17 protein-coding genes are annotated in these 20,444 nt (G+C 56.4%); 11 read left to right on the top strand and 6 right to left on the bottom strand.

Going from position 1 to position 20,444, the window contains the following annotated elements; genetic code table 11:
- Positions 1 to 9 precede the first annotated feature (9 nt).
- The 5 genes from HZS52_RS14530 (at position 10) to HZS52_RS14510 (ending at position 5,869) form a co-directional block, all read left to right on the top strand.
- Positions 10 to 993 carry a carbohydrate ABC transporter permease gene (locus HZS52_RS14530; RefSeq protein WP_027958694.1) on the top strand — a complete coding sequence of 328 codons (984 nt, stop codon included), beginning with the start codon at positions 10 to 12 and terminating at the stop codon, positions 991 to 993.
- Positions 993 to 1,835, top strand: coding sequence for a carbohydrate ABC transporter permease (locus HZS52_RS14525; RefSeq protein ID WP_133732639.1), 843 nt, complete (start codon positions 993 to 995; stop codon positions 1,833 to 1,835). The genes HZS52_RS14530 and HZS52_RS14525 overlap by 1 nt, the downstream gene beginning before the upstream one ends.
- Positions 1,836 to 1,865: 30 nt before the next feature.
- Positions 1,866 to 3,485, top strand: a complete 1,620-nt coding sequence (locus HZS52_RS14520; protein ID WP_190374923.1) for an alpha-glucosidase family protein — start codon at positions 1,866 to 1,868, stop codon at positions 3,483 to 3,485.
- Between the two features lie 62 nt (positions 3,486 to 3,547).
- Positions 3,548 to 4,654 (top strand): ABC transporter ATP-binding protein, encoded by a 1,107-nt coding sequence (locus tag HZS52_RS14515; protein WP_027958692.1) that lies wholly within the window; start codon positions 3,548 to 3,550, stop codon positions 4,652 to 4,654.
- Between the two features lie 165 nt (positions 4,655 to 4,819).
- On the top strand, positions 4,820 to 5,869 hold the full coding sequence (locus HZS52_RS14510; protein ID WP_009287088.1) for a LacI family DNA-binding transcriptional regulator: 1,050 nt from the start codon (positions 4,820 to 4,822) through the stop codon (positions 5,867 to 5,869).
- 14 nt (positions 5,870 to 5,883) lie between these two features.
- On the opposite strand, the gene gap is transcribed toward HZS52_RS14510, so the two are convergent.
- A complete protein-coding gene (gap, locus tag HZS52_RS14505; RefSeq protein ID WP_009287089.1) occupies positions 5,884 to 6,888 on the bottom strand; it encodes a type I glyceraldehyde-3-phosphate dehydrogenase in 1,005 nt (334 codons plus the stop codon).
- Positions 6,889 to 7,099: 211 nt separating this feature from the next.
- Here gap and pyk point away from each other — a divergent pair, with 211 nt between their 5' ends.
- The gene (pyk, locus tag HZS52_RS14500; RefSeq protein WP_009287090.1) at positions 7,100 to 8,602 is read left to right on the top strand and encodes a pyruvate kinase; all 1,503 of its coding nucleotides are present in this window, start codon (positions 7,100 to 7,102) and stop codon (positions 8,600 to 8,602) included.
- Positions 8,603 to 8,706: 104 nt separating this feature from the next.
- Positions 8,707 to 9,183, top strand: a complete 477-nt coding sequence (locus tag HZS52_RS14495; protein ID WP_022523012.1) for a methylglyoxal synthase — start codon at positions 8,707 to 8,709, stop codon at positions 9,181 to 9,183.
- Here the strand turns inward: HZS52_RS14495 and cra are convergent.
- Entirely contained in the window at positions 9,180 to 10,157 is a 978-nt protein-coding gene (gene cra, locus HZS52_RS14490; RefSeq protein WP_190373026.1) for a catabolite repressor/activator, read from the bottom strand. The two genes, HZS52_RS14495 and cra, sit on opposite strands and share 4 nt — an antisense overlap.
- 300 nt (positions 10,158 to 10,457) lie before the next feature.
- On the opposite strand from cra, the gene ptsP reads away from it, so the two are divergent.
- From ptsP to pgi, 4 genes are all read left to right on the top strand, one after another.
- Positions 10,458 to 13,328, top strand: coding sequence for a phosphoenolpyruvate--protein phosphotransferase (gene ptsP, locus HZS52_RS14485; protein WP_190373025.1), 2,871 nt, complete (start codon positions 10,458 to 10,460; stop codon positions 13,326 to 13,328).
- Complete coding sequence (gene pfkB / locus HZS52_RS14480) at positions 13,328 to 14,311, top strand: 1-phosphofructokinase (protein ID WP_041158635.1); 984 nt, start codon at positions 13,328 to 13,330, stop codon at positions 14,309 to 14,311. The genes ptsP and pfkB overlap by 1 nt, the downstream gene beginning before the upstream one ends.
- Positions 14,308 to 16,047: a PTS fructose-like transporter subunit IIB gene (locus HZS52_RS14475; protein ID WP_022523008.1), complete on the top strand. Its 1,740-nt coding sequence runs from the start codon at positions 14,308 to 14,310 to the stop codon at positions 16,045 to 16,047. The genes pfkB and HZS52_RS14475 overlap by 4 nt, the downstream gene beginning before the upstream one ends.
- A 179-nt stretch (positions 16,048 to 16,226) precedes the next feature.
- Positions 16,227 to 17,894 (top strand): glucose-6-phosphate isomerase, encoded by a 1,668-nt coding sequence (pgi, locus tag HZS52_RS14470; protein WP_027958687.1) that lies wholly within the window; start codon positions 16,227 to 16,229, stop codon positions 17,892 to 17,894.
- Between the two features lie 148 nt (positions 17,895 to 18,042).
- Here pgi and HZS52_RS14465 read toward each other — a convergent pair whose 3' ends face one another.
- The 4 genes from HZS52_RS14465 to HZS52_RS14450 all read right to left on the bottom strand — a co-directional run bounded on the left by HZS52_RS14465 (position 18,043) and on the right by HZS52_RS14450 (position 20,398).
- Positions 18,043 to 18,513, bottom strand: coding sequence for a GNAT family N-acetyltransferase (locus HZS52_RS14465; RefSeq protein WP_027958686.1), 471 nt, complete (start codon positions 18,511 to 18,513; stop codon positions 18,043 to 18,045).
- Positions 18,510 to 18,842 (bottom strand): helix-turn-helix domain-containing transcriptional regulator, encoded by a 333-nt coding sequence (locus HZS52_RS14460; protein ID WP_223827932.1) that lies wholly within the window; start codon positions 18,840 to 18,842, stop codon positions 18,510 to 18,512. The genes HZS52_RS14465 and HZS52_RS14460 overlap by 4 nt, the downstream gene beginning before the upstream one ends.
- A gap of 219 nt (positions 18,843 to 19,061) precedes the next feature.
- Entirely contained in the window at positions 19,062 to 19,607 is a 546-nt protein-coding gene (locus HZS52_RS14455; RefSeq protein WP_190373024.1) for a DinB family protein, read from the bottom strand.
- Positions 19,608 to 19,666: 59 nt separating this feature from the next.
- A complete protein-coding gene (locus tag HZS52_RS14450) occupies positions 19,667 to 20,398 on the bottom strand; it encodes an SDR family oxidoreductase (RefSeq protein ID WP_190373023.1) in 732 nt (243 codons plus the stop codon).
- Between the last annotated feature and the right edge of the window lie 46 nt (positions 20,399 to 20,444).

Below are 20,444 nucleotides of genomic sequence, written 5' to 3'. Positions count from 1 at the left end.
AGCCTTTCCATGTCGACCTCCATCAAGCATGATGACGCGCCCGCCGGGGCGCGTTCTTTCACTACCAAGCCGCGCCGGGGCACTAAGGTTCGCCGACAGCGGGTTAAAGCCGCCTGGCTTTTTTTAGCCCCCATGCTGATTGCGTTAACCCTGGTCGCTGGCTGGCCACTGGTGCGCACCTTTTTTCTCAGCTTCACCGATGCATCACTGTCAGATTTAGGCGCTGCCAATCTGATTGGCTTTGAGAATTATCTCGTCTATGACGATGGCCGCTGGTATGGGGTACTGGCCGACTCGGTGTGGTGGCAGTCGGTATGGAACACCGTCTACTTCTCGGTGGTGTCGGTATCGCTGGAAGTGGTTTTCGGGGTCATTGTGGCGCTGATTTTGAACGCCGAGTTCAAGGGGCGTGTAATTGTGCGCGCTGCGGTGCTGATTCCCTGGGCAATCCCAACCATTGTTTCCGCGCAAATGTGGGCATGGATGCTCAACGACCAGTTCGGCATCATCAACCATATGCTGATGGGCCTGGGTGTGATTGACGCTCCCATCGCCTGGACGGCTAACGCCACCTACTCCATGTGGGCGGTAATTATGGTCGATGTATGGAAAACCATTCCCTTCGTGGCGCTGCTGGTGCTTGCGGCTCTGCAGATGCTGCCCAAGGATTGCTATGAGGCCGCCGAGGTAGACGGCATTCACCCGCTGCGGGTGTTCTTCAAAGTTACCCTACCGTTGATTACCCCGGCGTTAATGGTCGCGGTGATCTTCCGCCTGCTGGATGCGCTGCGTGTCTTCGATGTTATCTACGTACTCACCTCCAACTCCACCAGCACCATGTCGATGTCGGTCTATGCCCGCCAACAGCTGGTCGAGTTCCAGGATGTCGGTTACGGCAGCGCCGCTTCTACCCTGCTGTTCTTGATCATTGCCCTGGCTACCGTGGCTTACCTCTACCTTGGGCGTAAACAAATCCAATTGGGAGGCGACTAATGAATACGCGTCAGTTGGCCAAAATAGCCAAGCGCATCGGGTTTTGGGCGTTGATTGTGCTGATTATGGTGTACGCCGTTTTCCCGTTTTACTACGCGGTCATCACCTCGTTAAAACCGTCGAGCGACCTGTTCCGCGTTGAGCTTTGGCCTTCGAACTGGAACTTCGATAACTACATCAGCATTTTTAGCCAGACCAGCTTTCTGCGCGCTATTTTCAACTCCATCGTGGTGGCGTTTAGCGTGGTGTTTATTGCCCTGCTACTCGGCATTACCGCCTCTTACGCCCTGGGCCGGGTGCGCTTTCGGGGCCGCTCCACGGTGCTGCTGGTAATTCTCGGGGTGTCGATGTTCCCCCAGGTAGCGGTGCTTTCCGGGCTGTTTGAAGTGATTCGTGCGCTCAACCTTTACAACAACCCCGCCGGGCTGATTTTAAGCTACACCATCTTCACCCTGCCCTTCACCGTATGGGTATTGACCACCTTTATGAAGCAGTTGCCCATGGAGCTGGAAGAGGCCGCCATCATGGACGGCGCCACGCCCTGGATAACCATCACGAAAGTATTTCTGCCGCTGATGTGGCCCGCCATGGCAACCACCGGCCTGTTGGCATTTATCGCCGCGTGGAACGAGTTTCTGTTTGCCCTCACCTTCACGCTGACCGACGCCCAGCGCACGGTGCCCGTCGCTATTGCGCTGCTGTCAGGCGGCAGTGCCTACGAACTGCCCTGGGGGCCGATTATGGCCGCTTCTGTGGTGGTCACGGTGCCACTGGTCGTATTAGTGATTATCTTCCAGCGCCGCATTGTGTCAGGCCTTACCGCAGGCGCCGTTAAAGGATAAGGAATTTTTATGTCAACGTTGGACTCTACGATGCAAGACAACACACTCTGGTGGCGCGGCGGGGTTATCTACCAGATCTACCCGCGCAGCTTTATGGATAGCCGCGGTGACGGTATTGGCGATCTTAACGGTATTACCGAAAAACTCGATTACGTTGCCTCCCTCAATGTGGACGGCATTTGGTTATCGCCATTTTTCACCTCGCCGATGCTCGATTTTGGCTACGATATTAGCGATTATTGCGACGTCGACCCCATGTTCGGCACCCTGGAAGACTTTAAAGCGCTGCTGGCAAAAGCCCACTCGCTGGGCCTGAAGGTGATGATCGACCAGGTGATTAGCCACACCTCGGATCAACACGCCTGGTTTCAGGAGAGTCGCCAAAACCGCAACAATCCTAAAGCCGACTGGTTTGTATGGGCCGACCCCAAACCGGACGGCACGCCACCCAACAACTGGCTATCGATTTTCGGCGGCCCGGCGTGGACGTTTGATTCCCGCCGCCAGCAGTACTATATGCATAACTTCCTGACCAGCCAGCCGGACGTTAACTTCCATAACCCGGAAGCACGTCAGGCGCAGTTGGACAATATGCGTTTCTGGCTGGATCTGGGCGTAGACGGTTTCCGCTTGGATACCGTCAATTTCTACTTCCACGACGCCGAGCTGCGCGACAATCCGCCGGTTCCCAAAGGCGAAGCTAAAACCCTGGGCGCACCGGATAGCAATCCCTACACTTGGCAGCGCCACGTCTACGACCTGAGCCGCCCCGAAAACCTCGAATTCTTGAAAGATCTGCGGGCGCTGATGAACGAATACCCCGGCACCACGACCGTGGGCGAAATTGGCGACGATAACCCGCTGGAGCGCATGGCCGAGTACACCGCCGGTGGCGACAAGCTGCATATGGCCTACACCTTCGACTTGCTCAACACGCCCCACTCTGCGCGCTATATTCATGAAGTGCTGGAGCGCTTTCAGCGCCTAGCGGGCGACGCCTGGCCCTGCTGGGCAACCTCCAATCATGACGTCGTACGCAGTGCCACCCGCTGGGGTGCTGGCGAAGACCCCATAGCCTACCCTAAAGTGGCGCTGGCCATGCTCTGCTCGCTGCGCGGTAGCGTCTGCCTGTACCAAGGCGAAGAGCTCGGCCTGCCGGAAGCCGACGTGCCCTTTGAGCGCATCCAAGACCCCTACGGCAAAGTGCTCTGGCCGGAATTCAAAGGTCGCGACGGTTGCCGCACGCCAATGCCCTGGAACGGTAGCGAACATGGCGGTTTTTCCAGCGTTGAACCCTGGCTCCCCATAGAGACCCATCATCGCGATCTAGCGGTAAGCCGCCAACAGGATGATGCCAACTCCACCTTGAACGCGCTGCGCAACATGCTGGCTTTCCGTCGCCAGCACCCGGCGCTGTTCGATGGAGACTTAACGCTGGTCGATGTGGGTGAAACACTGCTCGGTTTTACCCGCCAAAAAGCGGATGAGAAGCTGTTGTGCGTTTTCAACCTCACCGCTGAGAAGCAGACGGTTAACCTGCCGCTAGCGATAGACAGCGATTTGCAGGGCCACGGCTTTATCACCCAGCGCGATGGTGACAGCCTGACGCTACCGGGGTATCAAGCGGCCTTTATGCGCGTCGTCTCATAAGCTCTAAACAACAACAGGCCGACCCAGAAGACATAAGCATTGAGGTCGGCAAGGAGTTACCTATGGCAAGTGTTACGCTTAGCAAGATCAACAAAGTGTTTGGCAGCGATCACATTATTAACGATGTGGACCTACATATTGGCGACGGCGAATTTGTGGTTTTCGTTGGCCCCTCCGGCTGCGGCAAGTCGACCCTTTTGCGCCTGATCGCCGGTTTGGAATCGATTAGCGATGGCGACCTGAGCATGGATGACACCGTGGTCAATGACTTGCCACCGCGGGAACGCGGTGTGGGCATGGTGTTTCAATCCTATGCGCTCTACCCGCATATGACCGTTTACGACAATATGGCGTTTGGCCTGAAACTGGCCAAGACCGCCAAAGAGACCGTGCACGAGCGGGTCATGAGCACGGCAAAGATTTTGCAGCTTGAAGAGCTGCTGCACCGTAAGCCAAAAGCCCTTTCCGGGGGCCAACGCCAGCGGGTGGCTATGGGCCGTGCCATGGCGCGTGAACCGCGTATTCTGCTGTTTGACGAGCCACTCTCCAACCTGGATGCCTCGCTGCGGGTACAAATGCGTAACGAGATCGCACGGCTGCATAACCGCCTTGGTTCCACCATGATTTACGTGACCCACGACCAGGTGGAGGCCATGACCCTGGCCGACAAAATTGTGGTGCTCAATGGCGGACACGTTGAGCAGGTAGGCAGCCCCCACGAGTTGTACCAGCGCCCGGCGACGAAATTCGTTGCCGGGTTTATCGGCTCGCCCACCATGAACTTCATGCCCGCAGAGTTACTCGCTGGTGACGCCAACGGCTGTCGTGTGCGAGCCGTAGGAGTTGGCGAGCTCGCCCTGCCCCAGAATGCCCAGCAGCGGCAAAGCGGCGAAGCATTGACCCTCGGCATTCGCCCAGAGCACCTATGCTTAGCGGCACCCACTGATAACAACTGCTTCGATATCGTCAATGTCGAGTATTTAGGTAACGAAGTTTACGTCTACCTTGAGCCCAAACAGGGCGACACGCTGTTGATCCATCGCAGCGAAGCACCCAGTCAGTGGCAGGAGGGTCAGCAGGTATCACTGGCAGCGGACTGGGAAAAAGTACACCTGTTTGATGAGAGCGGTGCAGCACTGATGTTATCCACTCAACAAGCAGCGGCTTAAGCACAAGAGTCAACCAAGATACCCGCTTTAACGACCCTCTGTGTGTGCCTAACCTTCCCTTCGCTTATCATGGGGAGTGGCAGCACACAGCGGGTCGATTTTATTATGCACATCCTTTGAATAGCTAATCTTCAATTATTAAAAAAGCCTGTATAAGGAAGTACCGTGACTGATCAGCGCCGTATGACACTCAAGGATCTTGCGCAGGAACTCAACGTCTCCACTGCCACGATTTCCAATGCCTTTAACCGGCCGGATCAGCTTTCTCCAGCCCTGCGCGAACGCATACTCAAAGAGGCGAAAAGGCTGGGGTACAGCGGCCCTGACGCCAAAGCGCGCAGCCTGCGCACCGGCCGCTCGCGGATTATTGCGGTGATTCTTGCGGAAAGCCTGACCTACAGTTTGAACGATGCCGTGGCCAGCGAGTTTTTATCAGGGGTTGCCGAAGTTCTTGATGCCCACGGCCACACGCTGCTGTTATTGCCGGGTCGCGGCCATGCCTCACAGCCGCCGGGCTCCGCCAATATCGCCGATGGCTTTATCGTTTATGGATTAATGCCCAACAATAAGCTGCTCGATGAACTGCCCGCCCAACGCACCCTGGTGGCCGTCGATTTTGATATTGAAGGCTGCCCGACGGTGCATATCGATGATACAGCTGCTAGCTATAAAATCGCCCAGCATGCGCTTAACCAGTTGCCCAAACGCCCGGCGATTATCAACCTGCGCTTAACCAAAGAGGTCTGCAACGGCCGCGTGACGGCCGAGCACACGCTGCTGCCCAACACCAGCACCATTAGCCGTGCCCGCCTTGAGGGCTTTCATAACGCGCTGAGTGAGCAAGGTGTGGATGTGGCGCAAGTGCCGCTCTGGAATATCGAGGAGAATACCTTTGAGGTGTGCTCGCCGGTGATTGCCGAGATTCTCGACCAGCCACTAGAACAACGGCCAGACCTGCTGCTGTGCATGTCTGACCGTATTGCACTCACGGCGCTAACGCTGGCCGAGCAGCGCGGTATACGGGTGCCGGAAGAGTTACGCATTACCGGGTTCGATGGCATTGCTGAAGGACAGTACCGCGCACCGCGTTTAACCACGGTGCGCCAGGATAGCGTGGGCAAAGGGCGAGTCGCAGCGCAGATGATTCTTGGCCGCATCCCCCTCGCCCAGCAGTTGCTGCAAACTGAGCTGCTGCTGGGCGACACCTGCCCTTAGCCCTTAGGAGGGTATTACTTAGCAGTCGCCTGCATGGCAAGCGCAGTATCCAGCATACGGTTGGAGAAGCCCCACTCGTTGTCGTACCACGCCATGATTTTAACCAGACGGCCATTCACGCGGGTGTGATTAGCATCGAAGGTCGATGAGTTGGCATCATGATTGAAATCAATAGAGACCAGCGGTTCAGCGTTAACAGCCAATACCGGAGAGTTAGCCGCGGCCTTCTCAACGATGGCATTAATCTCTTCTTTAGTGGTATCGCGACTGGCAGTAAAGGTCAGATCCACCAGCGAGACGTTGATCACCGGTACGCGAACGGCTAGGCCATCAAATTTACCCGCCAGCTCTGGTAGCACCAAGCCCACCGCTGCGGCAGCACCGGTTTTGGTCGGGATCATGGAGTGCGTTGCACTGCGCGCCCGGTAGGGGTCAGAGTGGTAAACATCCGAGAGGTTCTGATCATTGGTGTAAGCGTGCACCGTGGTCATCAAACCGTTTTCGATACCGACTGCGTCGTTCAACGCTTTCGCGACCGGCGCTAGGCAGTTGGTGGTGCAGGAAGCATTAGAGACAACCGTGTGCTCAGCGGTCAACACTTGGTCATTAACGCCATACACAATCGTCGCATCAGCGTCGGGGCTGGGTGCGGAAATCAGCACGCGCTTGGCACCCGCTTCGATATGCTTGGCCGCCGCCTCGCGCTTGGTAAACAACCCGGTGCACTCCATCACCAGATCGATATTCATCGATGCCCACGGCAACTCCGCTGGATCGCGCTCTGAGGAGATGGCGATACGATCACCATCCACCGTGATGCTCTCGGCGTCGTGTTCTACCTTAAAGGGGAAGTGGCCATGCACGGTATCGTGACGCAGCAGGTGGGAATTTAGCGAGGGGTCGCCGAGATCGTTAATGGCGACGACCTGTACGCGGTCACGGTAGCTGTTTTCGTAAAGGGCGCGCAGTACATTGCGGCCAATACGGCCAAATCCGTTAATCGCAACTCTTATTGTCATGATAGCTCCTCAATTGACCAATAGTAACAATCTGCACCTTTAGTAAAAAAATTACTAAAAATACGTATTTAAGCGTCATGAGGCCGATAAACAGCGTTTCAACCGCCCCAAAAGGCTAGTAAATATCCAATATGTAGTAAAATTACTATATAAACGCTATCGTAGTCCAATACTAAATTGCCCACAATCCCCTTACTCAAGGAGAGCGCCCATGACGAATGCAACCTCGAATACAGCAGCACCGGCGTCTACCAACCCTCATTCCCATACGCCTTTAAGGCGCACCAAAATTGTTGCCACACTCGGCCCCGCCAGTGATCGCCCCGGCGTGCTGGAAGCGATGCTAAAAGCCGGTGTGGATGTGGTGCGGCTTAACTTCTCCCACGGCTCGGCGGATGATCACCGCCGTCGCTTAAGCGAAGTCCGCGAGATCGCCGAACGCCTTGGCCGCAGCGTTGCTGCGCTGGGCGACCTGCAAGGGCCGAAAATTCGTATTGCGCGTTTTGTCGAAGGCGCCGTCAACCTCAATGTCGGCCAGGCATTTGTCTTGGACATGGCGCTGGACGCCAATAGCGGCACTGCAGAACGCGTCGGCTGCGACTATCAAACACTGGCCGATGATGTCGTTGAGGGCGACCGCCTACTGCTCGACGATGGCCGTTTGGTACTCGATGTCACCCGTGTAATTGGACAAGAAGTGCATACCCGCGTTCACGTAGGTGGCAAGCTCTCCAACAATAAGGGCATTAACAAGCAGGGAGGAGGACTCTCAGCGCCCGCCCTTACTGAGAAAGATAAGGCCGATCTAAAAACCGCTATTGAGATTGGCGTTGACTACTTAGCCGTCTCCTTCCCGCGCAGCGCCGCAGATATGCAAGAAGCCCGCGAGCTGCTTGGCGAAGCCGGGAAAGAGATCGGCCTGGTGGCTAAGCTTGAACGCGCCGAAGCGGTTGCCGACGATGCTACGCTGGATGGCATCATTGAAGCCTCTGAGGCGGTCATGGTGGCCAGGGGCGACCTGGGCGTTGAGATTGGCGACGCCGCGCTGATCGGTACTCAGAAGCGAATTATCAAGCACGCACGCACACTCAACCGTGCCGTCATTACCGCCACCCAAATGATGGAATCGATGATCGAGTCGCCGCTACCCACCCGCGCCGAGGTCTTCGACGTGGCCAATGCGGTGCTCGACGCCACCGATGCAGTGATGCTCTCTGCGGAAACCGCCGCAGGTGACTACCCGGTGGAAACCATCGAAGCGATGAACCGTGTGTGTCTGGGTGCCGAGCGTGAGCGTCTCGCTCAGGAGTCAGGCCACCGTATTCATGAGGGCTTTGAGCGCATCGATGAAACCATCGCGCTATCGGCGATGTATGCAGCGAATCACTTATCCGGCGTCAGCGCCATCGCTTGCATGACCTCCACCGGTTATACACCGCTGATTGCATCGCGCATTCGTTCCGGCCTGCCTATCGTAGGGTTGGCTCACAGCCCTATCGCCCAGCGGCGTATGGCGCTCTATCGTGGCGTGGTTTCCATTCCTTTCAACACCACCGATATGGATCCGGCCAACCTTAACCAAGAAGCATTGAAATGCTTGCAGGCACAGGGATTTATCCACCCTGGCGAGCATGTCATTCTCACTCGCGGCGACCATATGAATGCCCATGGGGGCACCAATACGATGAAAATCCTTGCCTTTGATAGCGAGTAACGGTCTAACCTTTGTAGCGAGCTTTTAGCTTTTACGACCTTTAAAAAGAAAAACCATTCGGCCATAAGACCGAAAGGCAATAGAACCATGAGGGAAGTGACGAAATGAGTGACGCGCAACCGCCCCGCCAAGCCATCCGTACGCTGCAAGCGCGCAAGCGTATTGCGCTAATTGCCCACGATGGCAAGAAGAGCGAAATGCTTGAGTGGGCAACTCGCTGGAAGGATACGCTGAGCCAGCACGAATTGATTGGCACGGGAACAACGTCTAAGCGGCTTAAAACCGCGTTAGGGTTAGAAGTCGAGGGTCTAATGAGCGGCCCTCTGGGCGGTGACCAGCAGATTGGCGCACGGATTGCGGAGCAGCGGCTGGATGTACTGATCTTCTTTTGGGATCCCTTCTCACCCCAGCCCCACGACCCGGATGTCAAAGCGTTGCTGCGTTTAGCGGCGCTGTGGAATGTACCCGTTGCCTGCAATGCGGCGAGCGCCGACTTCGTGCTCTCCTCGCCCTACTTGAGCGAGAGTTACGATATGTCGATACCAGATGCAGCAGCTTGGGCCCAGGCGCGCACGGTTTAACGCCGGTGCAGATGACGCGCCACCACCTGCAGCCCGCTCTCATAGTGGCCGTTCATGGCGGCTAGGGCACAGCGCAATGTTAACTCGGCAATACGGTCATAATCCTGTAGCGCCGAGTTCACTGGCTGAGGAAGGAAATCCAGCAGCCGGTGATCACCAAAGGTCGCCAGGCGCATATTCTCCGGCAGACCGCCGCGCTCCAAGAACACATCAAACACCCCTTCCATCAGTGTATAGGACGCCGTCACCAGTGCGTCGGCACCGCCCTGTTCATCCAGCAGTTGAATCGCTAAACGCACCCCTTCGCTACGCTCATAGTGCGATCCGGTAAGATAAAGCGGTTCAATCATGCTGCCTTCAAGGGCCGCCTGAAAACCCACCCGCCGCTCACAGCTAACCGACAGCTCCGGCATCGCTTCCAACCAGGCAATACGCTTGGTCGCCGCGCCGATCACCGAACGGGTCAACGTCTTAGCCGCCTCCTGATCGTTACTCACGACACTGGCAAAGCGCGTCGGGTTGAGGCCACGGTCCATCCCCACCACGCACCATCCCTCGTCTACCAGGTCGGCATAAAAAGTATCGTCGCTAGGCAAGCAACTGGCGGTTATCAACACCTCACAGCGTTGCGCACGCAGCGCCAACGCGAGTGTCCGTTCACTCTCTGCACAGTCATCTGAGCTTACGATCAACAGCTGATAACCCTGCTCCCGTGCACCCCGCTCCAGGCGTTTGGCTAGGCGAGCATAACTAATGTTCTCCAAATCCGGCACGATAAGCCCCAGCAAGCGGCTTGCACCCCGGCGCAGCGCAGCCGCCTGAGGGTCAATGTGATAGCGGTGTTGCCGCACCACCGCCATCACTTTTTCAATTGTCGCTGCGCTAATGCGGCGCTGCTCGGCCTGACCATTAATGACGTAGCTAGCAGTGGTGCGCGAGACGCCGGCTAGCCGGGCAATATCGGCAAGTGTCATGCGGTTTCCCCCTGGTGTGACCGGGCAGTTTATCAGCAAGTTAGCGCCTACCAGACCAAAGTCTAAAAGCTCAAACCTTGTGTCATTCAGTGAATCGATTCAGCATAGCACTATGTGCAGATTTAATAGCACCATACCCAGATTTAATGGCAAGGATAAACCGACTGAAACGGCACGGTTCATCTCATTGGCATCAACGCCATTACCATGATCATTTAACGACGATCACTTTATGTACACGACGCTGCGTCGACGCTGCCCCATTAAAATGCCGACAGTGCGCGTTTACAGGAGAATACTATGTTGACACTCGGCCCCGATGACATCTTGCTAGGCCGCCACGCCGACAGCTGGCAAACCGCGCTGGACAGTGCCGCTGAGGCGCTGGTTGAGGCCGGATTGGTTGAGGCCGAGTACCGCGACGGCCTACACGCCCGCGAGGCACAATCATCAACGTTTCTAGGCAACGCCATCGCAATACCCCACGGTACACCGGAAAGCCGTCAGTATGTGAAGCAGACGGGTGTACGCGTGTTGCAGTTCCCACAAGGGATCGAGTGGCACGACGGCCAGCAAGTGCACGTACTGGTAACGATTGCTGCCCAGAATGATGAGCATCTGGATATTCTGCGCCAGCTCACCCATGTGCTGGATCGCGAAGGCGTTTCCGAGCAACTGGCAAACGCCACCTCCGCGGCAGATGTAGCGCGGCTGCTTTCGAAACCAGCATTAGAACCGCGCCTGGATGCCGACACCCTATGCGTCAACTTTCCGGCACGCGACCCACAAGAACTCGCTCTGGCTGCAGCCGCCCGCTTACGCCAAAGCGGCTGTGTCGATAACAGCTTTATTTCCGCCGTCGCCGCGGCACAGCCGACCTGGTTAGGTAAAGGACTGTGGCTGGCTAGCAGCGCCCAGGGCGTTAATCAGCCCGCGCTTGGGGTGGCCACACCTGCTGAACAAACCCTGGAAAGTGCTGGTCATCCGGTGCATGCGTTGTTCTGCCTGGCCGCCCATGGCGATGCCCACCGCCCCCTGCTAGAGCAACTGATGGCGGTGTTGGAAAACAGCGAAAGCCAAAGCCTGGTGGGCAAAACCAGCGATCAGCTGTTAGCCACCCTGGCGGGCGAAACCGCAAATACCCAAACCCGTCGGGTACGGGTGCTCAACCCCCATGGGTTGCACGCTCGCCCCGCCAAACAGTTGGTACAGATAGCGCGCGCCCAGGCCATGCCGATTCAGGCACGTTTGGAAGAAGGCAGCGCCACCCCGGTTTCCGCCGCCAGTCTAACCAAAGTGATTGGCCTGGGCGCACGCCGCGGCCAGTGGCTGGTGCTGTCAGCCGAGGGTGAGCAGGCAAGCGCGGCGCTAGAGGCCGTCGCCGAGGCTGTTGAATCGGGCCTGGGAGAAAAAGTAACGCCCTTTGACGGCGGCTTTGATAGCACGCAGGAAACGAGCACCGCTACACCGGCCGTTGAGCCCCTCGCTGCCGATACGCCCCACACCGGCGTGGCCGCCTCGCCGGGCTTGGCCATTGCACCAGTATTTGTCATTCGCCCGATGCAGTTCGAGTACGCCGAGCACGCAAGCGACGCTGAACACGAAATCAGCCGTTTAAATAGCGCGCTGAAAGAGGGCGCCGCCCAGCTGCAGACATTGGTGCATAACGCCCCCGGTGGCGAAGTCGCCGATATTCTTTCAATGCACGAAGAGATGCTCGACGACCCGGAGCTCCATCACGCGGCGACGGATGCCATTCGTGAAGGGCGCTCGGCGGAAGCGGGCTGGTGGGAAGCGATTGAAACCGCGGCCCACGCCCAGGAGATGCTCGCTGACCGCCTGCTGGCCGAACGCGCTGCCGACCTGCGCGACGTAGGTCGCCGGGTGTTGGGCGTACTCTGCGATGTGACGCTCCCCGAACCGCCGGATCACCCTTATATTCTGGTGATGGACGATATCGGCCCTTCCGATGTGGCCCGGCTGGATACTTCCCGTGTCCGCGGCCTGCTTACCGTGCGCGGTGGCGCCACGGCACACAGCGCTATTCTGGCCCGTGCACTGGGTATTCCCGCCGTGGTGGGCGCCGGTCAAGCGGTGATGGCACTCAACAACGCCAGCATGATGATTCTGGATGGCGAGCGTGGCCGAGTGACGTCGCAACCTTCCGAGGAGCGCCTACAGCGTGCCGAGCAGCAGTTACTAGACCTCCAGCAGCGCGAAGCCGATGCCTGGGAAAGCCGCTTCGAGGTCGCCCAAACTCACGATGGGCACCGTGTCGAAGTTGCCGCCAACCTGGGCAACACTGCCCACGCCGCTGATGCAGTAGAGCGTGGCGCTGAGGCCGTTGGCCTGCTGCGTACTGAATTCCTGTTCATGGCCCACGCCAGCGCACCAGACTTAGCCACTCAGATTAGCGAGTACCGTCAGGCAATTGACGCCCTGGATGGCCGCCCGCTGGTAGCGCGCACATTAGATGTCGGCGGCGACAAGCCACTCCCCTACTGGCCGGTACCCCAAGAAGACAACCCCTTCCTGGGCCTACGCGGTATTCGCTTAGCGCTGACACAACCCGAAGTGCTCGAGACCCAATTGCGTGCGTTATTGATGGCAGGTAAGGATAGTCCCCTGCGGATTATGCTGCCGATGGTCAAAGATATCGCTGAGTTCCGCGCTGTAAAAGCCATCTACGATCGCCTACTCAAAGAGGTCCCTACTTCCCAGCGCGCCACCGATGTGCAGTTGGGGGTGATGATTGAAATACCCTCTAGCGCGCTGCTGGCACCCAGCCTCGCCGCCGAGGTGGATTTTTTCTCAGTAGGCACTAATGACTTAACCCAGTACACCCTGGCTATCGACCGCGGCCACCCAGAGCTCTCTGCTCAAGCCGATGGCTTACACCCTGCTGTGCTGCGTTTGATTCAGATGACCGTGGCGGCTGCCCATACCCAAGGCAAATGGGTCGGTGTGTGCGGCGAATTGGCTTCAGACGCCGTGGCCATTCCGGTACTGGTAGGCCTTGGCGTGGACGAGCTCTCCGTCAGCGCGCGGCAGATCCCGCTGGTCAAAGCCCGCCTGCGCGAGTTTGACTTCGCTGATGCCCAAGCCAGCGCTCAGTTAGCGCTGAATCAGGCGACTAGCGATGAAGTGCGCGATGCACTGGAGGCGCGCTAATGGCCCGCGTGCTATGCATTACCCTGAACCCGGCACTGGATTTGGCGTTTACTCTTGACGCCTTGGTGCTAGGCAGCGTCAACCGTCCCACCAGCGCGCAGTTAGAAGCGGCAGGCAAAGGCGTTAACGTTGCCCGCGTATTGGCAGGCCTTGGCCACGACGTCACCGTCAGCGGCTTTTTAGGTGCCGATAACGACGCTCCCTTTCAATTGGCATTTACCCAGTACTCCCTGACCGACGCCTTTGTGCGCGTGCCGGGAGAAACCCGTATTAATGCCAAAATTGCGGAACAAAGCGGCCGCGTTACCGATATTAATGGCCCCGGCATGCCCATTGACGCCACGCATTTGCAGGCGCTGATCGACACGCTAAATACCGAGCTTTCCAGCGCGACGCCCCCCCAGGCGGTCGTCGTGGCGGGCAGCCTGCCCCCCGGGCTGTCACTGGTCGATTTCAGCGCGCTGTTAAACCACTTAAACGCCAGCGGCGTACCGCTCTGGGTAGATACCAGTGGCCCGGCACTCAATGCGGCCATAGCGACTCACCCCGCCGGTGTTAAGCCTAATGAAAACGAACTGGCAGAGTGGGCGAGCGAAGATATGACCTCTTCTGATGCTCGCTTGAATGCGGCTAAACGGCTGCATAAAAGCGGCATCGCTCATGCACTGATTTCAGCGGGTGCCGAAGGGGTGCTGTGGGTTAACGCTCAAGGTGCCTGGCACGCTACACCCCCTAAGGTCACCGCGACGAATACCGTTTGCGCCGGCGATACCTTCGTCGCGGGCATGCTCCACGGCCTGCTGACTCATCAGAACGGCCAGCAAGACGCTGAACAGACGCTGCGCTTTGCCACCGCGCTCTCGGCCGAGGCCGTGCGCCACGTTGGCGTGGGCAACCCCCACGCTGCCGATTTCGATTCACTCCAACAACACACCCGGATACGGCGTCTTGACGACACCATCACCGAGGGAGCCACGCTATGAATATTATTCTGATTACCGCCTGCCCCAGCGGCATGGCGACCACCTTCCTCGCGGCTAAGCGCCTGGAACAAGCCGCCCAGCGCCAAGGCTGGTCGGCGCATGTGGAAATGCACGGCGAAGTCGCGCCGCTCCAGGCCGCTACTGCCGAGCAGATCGCCAATGCCGATTTGATCGTGGTCGCCGCCGATCACGTGCCTGCCCCAGAGCGCTTTGAAGGCAAGCGGCTATTCCAAGCGCCGATTGCCAGCGCACTCCCCGACCCCAGCGCTTTTCTAGCCCAGGCTAAGCGTGAAGCGCCGATTTATAGCGCACCTGCCGCCTCTACTACTAGCACATCTACCGCTGCAAACAGCGCGGGTGGCAAGAAAATCGTTGCTGTCACTGCCTGCCCCACCGGCGTGGCGCATACCTTTATGGCCGCCGAAGCACTCGCAGAGGCGGGCAAAGCCATGGGCCACGCCATTCGCGTGGAAACCCAAGGCTCGGTGGGCGCACAAGATAAATTGACCGAAGAAGAGATCGCCGACGCCGACATAGTCGTATTGGCCTGCGATATCGACGTTGATCCGTCGCGGTTCGCTGGTAAGCGCATCTACCGCACTTCTACTGGCAACGCGCTAAAAAAACCACGCCCCACCCTTGAAGCTGCGCTCAGCGAGGCCGCCATAGAGAACGGCAGCAGCAATGCGGGCACAGCAAATAAGAGCGTCAAAGAGAAAGGCGTTTATAAGCACCTGCTCACCGGCGTTTCCTTTATGTTGCCGATGGTCGTAGCGGGCGGCCTGCTAATTGCGCTCTCCTTTGTGTTCGGTATTGAGGCCTTTGAGCAGGAAGGCACCCTGGCCGCCGCGCTGATGCAGATCGGTGGCGGCACCGCCTTTGCACTGATGATTCCAGTGCTGGCAGGTTATATTGCCTACTCCATCGCCGACCGCCCCGGCATCGCACCGGGTATGATTGGTGGCATGCTGGCGGCCAATATCGGCTCCGGCTTTATCGGCGGTATTTTGGCGGGTTTCCTGGCGGGCTACGTGGCGCTGGCGGTTACTCGCTACGTCAAACTGCCCTCTAGCGTTGAATCCCTGAAGCCAATTCTGATCATTCCGCTAGTCGCCAGTTTGGTCACCGGCCTGACCATGATCTATGTGATTGGCGAACCGGTCGCGGCGCTGCTTAATGCTCTGACCAGTTTCCTGGAGTCCATGGGCTCCACTAATGCGGTGCTGCTGGGTATTCTGCTCGGCGCGATGATGTGTTTCGATCTGGGTGGCCCGGTCAACAAAGCGGCTTACACCTTTGGCGTAGGCCTGCTAGCCTCTGAAACTTACGGCCCCATGGCGGCGATTATGGCGGCTGGGATGGTACCTGCCATTGGTATGGGGATTGCCAGCTTTGTAGCGCGCAACAAGTTCTCGGCACCGGAGCGGGAAGCGGGCAAAGCCTCTTTTGTACTGGGTCTCTGTTTTATCAGCGAAGGCGCAATTCCCTTTGCGGCGAAAGATCCCCTACGCGTTATCCCCGCTTGCATGGTGGGCGGCGCACTCACAGGCGCACTCTCGATGCTGGTAGGCGCGCAACTCATGGCTCCTCACGGTGGTATCTTCGTACTGCTGATTCCCAACGCCATTACCCCGGTACTGCTCTACCTTGGCGCTATTGTGGCTGGCTCGTTGGTGACGGGTTTAAGCTATGCGTTTATCAAACGTGATGCGGCCCAGGTAGCACTCGCCACCTAACCGCTGTTACCCAAAAAATGAGGGCAGGCGAACATGCCTGCCCTTTTAAATACGTCGCTTTACGCATTTAATACCTCTTTACGCCACTTATACCCTCTACTCTTTGTCATTTTTTATGTAGTATTTTTACATAACCTACTTTTTGATCACCAATTCACCTATAACAAACGGATCATCCTATGTTTCAGCTCACTCGCAGTGTTACCTGGCAGGCACTTGAACGCTTGCGCGACAAAACCGCAAACGACCGCATTCGTGACTACTTCACCAATGACCCGCAGCGCTTTGAGAAAATGAGTTTACGGGTGGGCGGTCTGTTTCTCGACTACTCCAAGCACCATGTCTCCGATGAAGTGCTTACCAAGCTGATTGAGCTAGCCGACCACTCCGCACTGGTACAGCGCCGGGCACAGATGTTCTCCGGGGATATTATCAACGTTACGGAAAACCGCCCGGTACTGCATACGGCTCTGCGTCACTTAGGCGATGAGCCGGTCTATGTGGACGGCGAAGACGTTATGCCGGAGATAACCCGCACCCGCGAGCAGATCAAGCTGTTCTCGGAAGCGGTGCGCAGCGGTGAATGGAAAGGCTACAACGGCAAACGCATTAAAGATGTGGTCAATATCGGCATTGGTGGCTCGGATCTTGGGCCCAATATGGCGGTTCGCGCGCTGCTCAAATACCGCCACCCGGAGCTCCACTTCCACTTCGTCTCCAATGTGGACGGTACCCATATTCAAAAAGTGCTCTCGCGCCTTGATCCGGCGACTACGCTGTTTATCGTCTCTACCAAGACCTTCTCTACCCAGGAGACACTGCTAAACGCCAAAACCGCGCGGCGCTGGTTCCTGGAGAACGCTGGCGAAGACGCCGACGTAGGCGCGCACTTTATTGCCGCCTCCACCAACCGCAAAGCGGCCATGGAGTTCGGCATTCGCGAAGAGAACGTGTTCGAATTCTGGGCTTGGGTGGGCGGCCGTTACTCCATGTGGTCGTCCATCGGGCTGCCGATTGCGCTGTCGATCGGTTTCGAAGGCTTTATCGAACTGCTGGAAGGTGCTCATGAGATGGATAACCATTTCATCAACGCGCCCTTCTCGCAAAACATGCCCGTGCTAATGGCGCTGATTGGTATTTGGTACATCAACTTTATTGGCGCTGAGACCCAAGCCATCGTGCCTTACGACCAGGCGCTGAACCAACTGCCTTCGTTTTTGCAGCAGCTGGATATGGAGTCAAACGGTAAGTCGGTGGATATTTTCGGCCACCCGGTGAACTATAAAACCGGCCCGATTGTATGGGGCCAAACCGGTTCCAACGGCCAGCACGCCTTCTTTCAGCTACTGCACCAGGGCACCCGCTACGTGCCGATTGATTTTATTGCCTCGCTCAAGCCCGAGCCCGGCGTGGAAGACCACCACTTCGCCCTACTGACCAATATGCTCGCCCAGGCCAACGCCTTTATGGAAGGCAGCCAAGGGGACAGCAAAGAGCTCAGTCAACACGACCCCTACAGTTGCCCCGGCAACCGCCCTTCCAGCACCCTACTGCTGGATGAGCTAACGCCAAAAAACCTGGGCGCGCTAATCGCGCTCTACGAGCACAAGGTGTTTGTGCAAGGGGTGATCTGGAACATCAACTCCTTTGACCAGTGGGGCGTGCAGCTTGGCAAGCGCATCGCCGGTGAAATCAGCGAGCGCATCGACACCAACGCAGCTGACTTCGACACCTCCACTCAAGGTCTGCTGGAACTGGTTCGCGCTCACTTCCCCAATGGCGGCAGCGGCGAAAAGGAAAACGCACCGGACAGTGCCGAGAAGAAGCCATCACGGAAGAAGCGTTGAACGGGTAGGTTAGTAAATCGATAGAAAAGCAATGCCTTGGTTTTAGAGAGCCAAGGCGTTTGTTTTTGCATATTTAGGGCAAGCTACATAACTACAATAAACTAGAGAGTCAGAACGAACTTTTTACCGCTTGTGGTAGACGTACTGATCATTGGATGTCCCAGTACATAATATGCTGAGGCCCCGCAGCCCCTCCCAGGTAGTGCTCACCTGTCTCATGAAAGCCCGCCTTTTGGTAACAGGTGTATGCCGCTGGGTTCTTACAGTTTACGGTTAGATAGATGCGGGGGTAGTTCGCATAGTTTTCTTTTAGATAGGGAAACAGCGCTTTTACCGCCGATGTTCCGAGTCCTCTGCCCTGCTGCTTGGCATCAATGAGAAACGCGCGTAAGCCTATGCTGCCTTCCGTGCAAAAATCATAGTCATCAGCGTAGGCTATATCGATTTTGAAGCACCCTATCACCTGATCATTGTGTTTAATCACATGCAGATGCGTAGATTCATTTTTATCAGCGAGAAAGTCTTTAGCAGTTCCCACAAACTTCACTTGGTCATCGTGCACTGTGATACTGCGCACCATGGCGATATCCGATGCATTAAGTTTTTCTAGCTTGATCATCTAATTATTACAGCCTTACAGGGGGCTTCAGAACGCTCATTTGCATTTTCTTTCGCTAGCTCAATAACCGCATGCCCTAACTGAACCAAGGTGGCGAAATTGGGTGTCGTTTGTGGCTTTAGGGAACGATAGGCGCTGGTACGGCTTTTGATACCTGCTTTGGCAATGACTTGGCTATGCCCAAACTGCCCCACATAAGAGCGAATGGCAGCCTGCAAAATGTCGGGGCGCCCTTCCTGTATAGAGTCCCAAGAAGCTTGCTTAATGACGTCCTCCATTTCCTGCACGTTGAAGCTAAGAGCTGCTGTTTTTTGCACGCCTTTTGTCACTGCACGTAGGGTGCTCGCAGAAAGTTCATTACCGCTCCAGTTGAGAGCCCCATCCGCGGTCAGTGAGGAGTTTTGCTAAAATATGCTGACAAATCAGCAATCCCCTGGAAACCATCGCTAAAAATTAGCTCTAGTTTATATGGCCCAATCAAATCGACATCAATGATCTTTAGCATACGTCACCTAACTTACCTGGGTTTTCACCAGACAAAATAATACTCATCCTTCCACTTCATCCGGAATCAACGCCAGCAGATCGGTGACACCAATATCTACACCGGCTTGGGAGAATAAAGTAGATGCCTGCCCGCGGTGGTGGGTTTGGTGATTGAAGAAGTGAACGATCAGGCTTGAGTAGCGCCGTTTTGAGGCCACTCCTTTTATGTTGTGATAACTCAGCGTGGTACTCAAATCGTCGTCTGTCAGCGCCGATACCCAGTTAATAATCACGGTATCGAGCCATTGGCGATGCGCTTTCAATCCCTTCAAGTCATCAAAGAGAATCTGATCAAGACGCTCTGGCGTAGGTAGTGCCACCATTACTTCAAGCGTCCTTGCGGAAGAAGAGGCGTGTGTTGCAAACCGTTTGAGCCAAATCGTGTCGGCTACCGCGATGTGGTTCAGTGTGCCAAAAATCGAGCCGAAGAACGCGCCACGCTCTTCAGCTAGTTCAGAGGCGCTCAGCTTACCGGCGGCATCATAGAGGTTAGTGTTCATCCACTGGTTATAAGTGGCTAACTGTTCGAAGTGTTGTTGAAGTGTCATGAGTTAAGACCCAAAAGCAGCATCTATTTAGAACGTTTGAAATATGGGGAAGAACAGCATCACCGCCCGCCTGCTACATCAATGAATGACCCCGTTACATAAGAGGCTTCGTCCGAGAGCAACCAAGCGATGGTATTAGCCACTTCTTCAGCGCTACCGCCACGCTGCATAGGAATCTGGGGAGCTAAACGATCAACCCGCCCTGGTTCTCCACCATCGGCATGCATATCAGTGTAGATAAAACCGGGGCGAACGGCGTTAACACGAATCCCCGAGCCAGCAACTTCGCGAGACAACCCCTTGGTTAGGGTATCCATGGCACCTTTCGATGCAGCGTAGTCAACATATTCAAAGGGCGAGCCTGTTTGCGAGGCAAGCGATGAGACATTGACGATTGCACTACCTGCTGGGAAGCGCCTGACGGCTTCTCTGGAGCACAGAAAACAGCTGACCACATTGCTATTAAGCACTTGGTTGAAGCGCTCAAGGTCGATATCGACCAGCTTGGATTGAGTAAACAGAATGCCTGCATTGTTAACCAAATGTGTCACCTTGCCAAAGCGCTCTTCTGCTGCATCAAACAGGCGGATAACGTCAGCTTCACTGCTAACATCCGCTTGACAGGCAAACGCTCGACCACCCGCTCGAATAATGCAATCAGCCACATCATCTGCCAGCTCCCTATTAGCAAGATAGTTCACGCACACTGCATAGCCTTTTGCGCCTAGCAATTTTGCGGTGACCGCTCCGATACCTCGGCTTCCCCCTGTCACGATGACCACTTTCGACATAACGTTTCCTCGCTGGCTCTTTAGTCACAAACCCACCTTGCACATT

It is taken from the genome of Vreelandella titanicae (assembly GCF_014697095.1).
In the GTDB taxonomy this organism is placed as follows: Bacteria; Pseudomonadota; Gammaproteobacteria; order Pseudomonadales; family Halomonadaceae; genus Vreelandella; species Vreelandella titanicae.
This window is presented reverse-complemented; position numbering and strand designations above follow the sequence as displayed.

Bases quoted from the DNA above. Each gene is read 5' to 3' on its own strand.
- gap (WP_009287089.1), bottom strand. From the start codon at position 6,888: ATGACAATAAGAGTTGCGATTAACGGATTTGGCCGTATTGGCCGCAAT.
- pyk (WP_009287090.1), top strand. From the start codon at position 7,100: ATGACGAATGCAACCTCGAATACAGCAGCACCGGCGTCTACCAACCCT.
- HZS52_RS14475 (WP_022523008.1), top strand. From the start codon at position 14,308: ATGAATATTATTCTGATTACCGCCTGCCCCAGCGGCATGGCGACCACC.
- HZS52_RS14465 (WP_027958686.1), bottom strand. From the start codon at position 18,513: ATGATCAAGCTAGAAAAACTTAATGCATCGGATATCGCCATGGTGCGC.
- HZS52_RS14525 (WP_133732639.1), top strand. From the start codon at position 993: ATGAATACGCGTCAGTTGGCCAAAATAGCCAAGCGCATCGGGTTTTGG.
- HZS52_RS14495 (WP_022523012.1), top strand. From the start codon at position 8,707: ATGAGTGACGCGCAACCGCCCCGCCAAGCCATCCGTACGCTGCAAGCG.
- HZS52_RS14450 (WP_190373023.1), bottom strand. From the start codon at position 20,398: ATGTCGAAAGTGGTCATCGTGACAGGGGGAAGCCGAGGTATCGGAGCG.
- pgi (WP_027958687.1), top strand. From the start codon at position 16,227: ATGTTTCAGCTCACTCGCAGTGTTACCTGGCAGGCACTTGAACGCTTG.
- HZS52_RS14455 (WP_190373024.1), bottom strand. From the start codon at position 19,607: ATGACACTTCAACAACACTTCGAACAGTTAGCCACTTATAACCAGTGG.
- cra (WP_190373026.1), bottom strand. From the start codon at position 10,157: ATGACACTTGCCGATATTGCCCGGCTAGCCGGCGTCTCGCGCACCACT.
- HZS52_RS14530 (WP_027958694.1), top strand. From the start codon at position 10: ATGTCGACCTCCATCAAGCATGATGACGCGCCCGCCGGGGCGCGTTCT.
- HZS52_RS14515 (WP_027958692.1), top strand. From the start codon at position 3,548: ATGGCAAGTGTTACGCTTAGCAAGATCAACAAAGTGTTTGGCAGCGAT.
- ptsP (WP_190373025.1), top strand. From the start codon at position 10,458: ATGTTGACACTCGGCCCCGATGACATCTTGCTAGGCCGCCACGCCGAC.
- HZS52_RS14520 (WP_190374923.1), top strand. From the start codon at position 1,866: ATGCAAGACAACACACTCTGGTGGCGCGGCGGGGTTATCTACCAGATC.
- pfkB (WP_041158635.1), top strand. From the start codon at position 13,328: ATGGCCCGCGTGCTATGCATTACCCTGAACCCGGCACTGGATTTGGCG.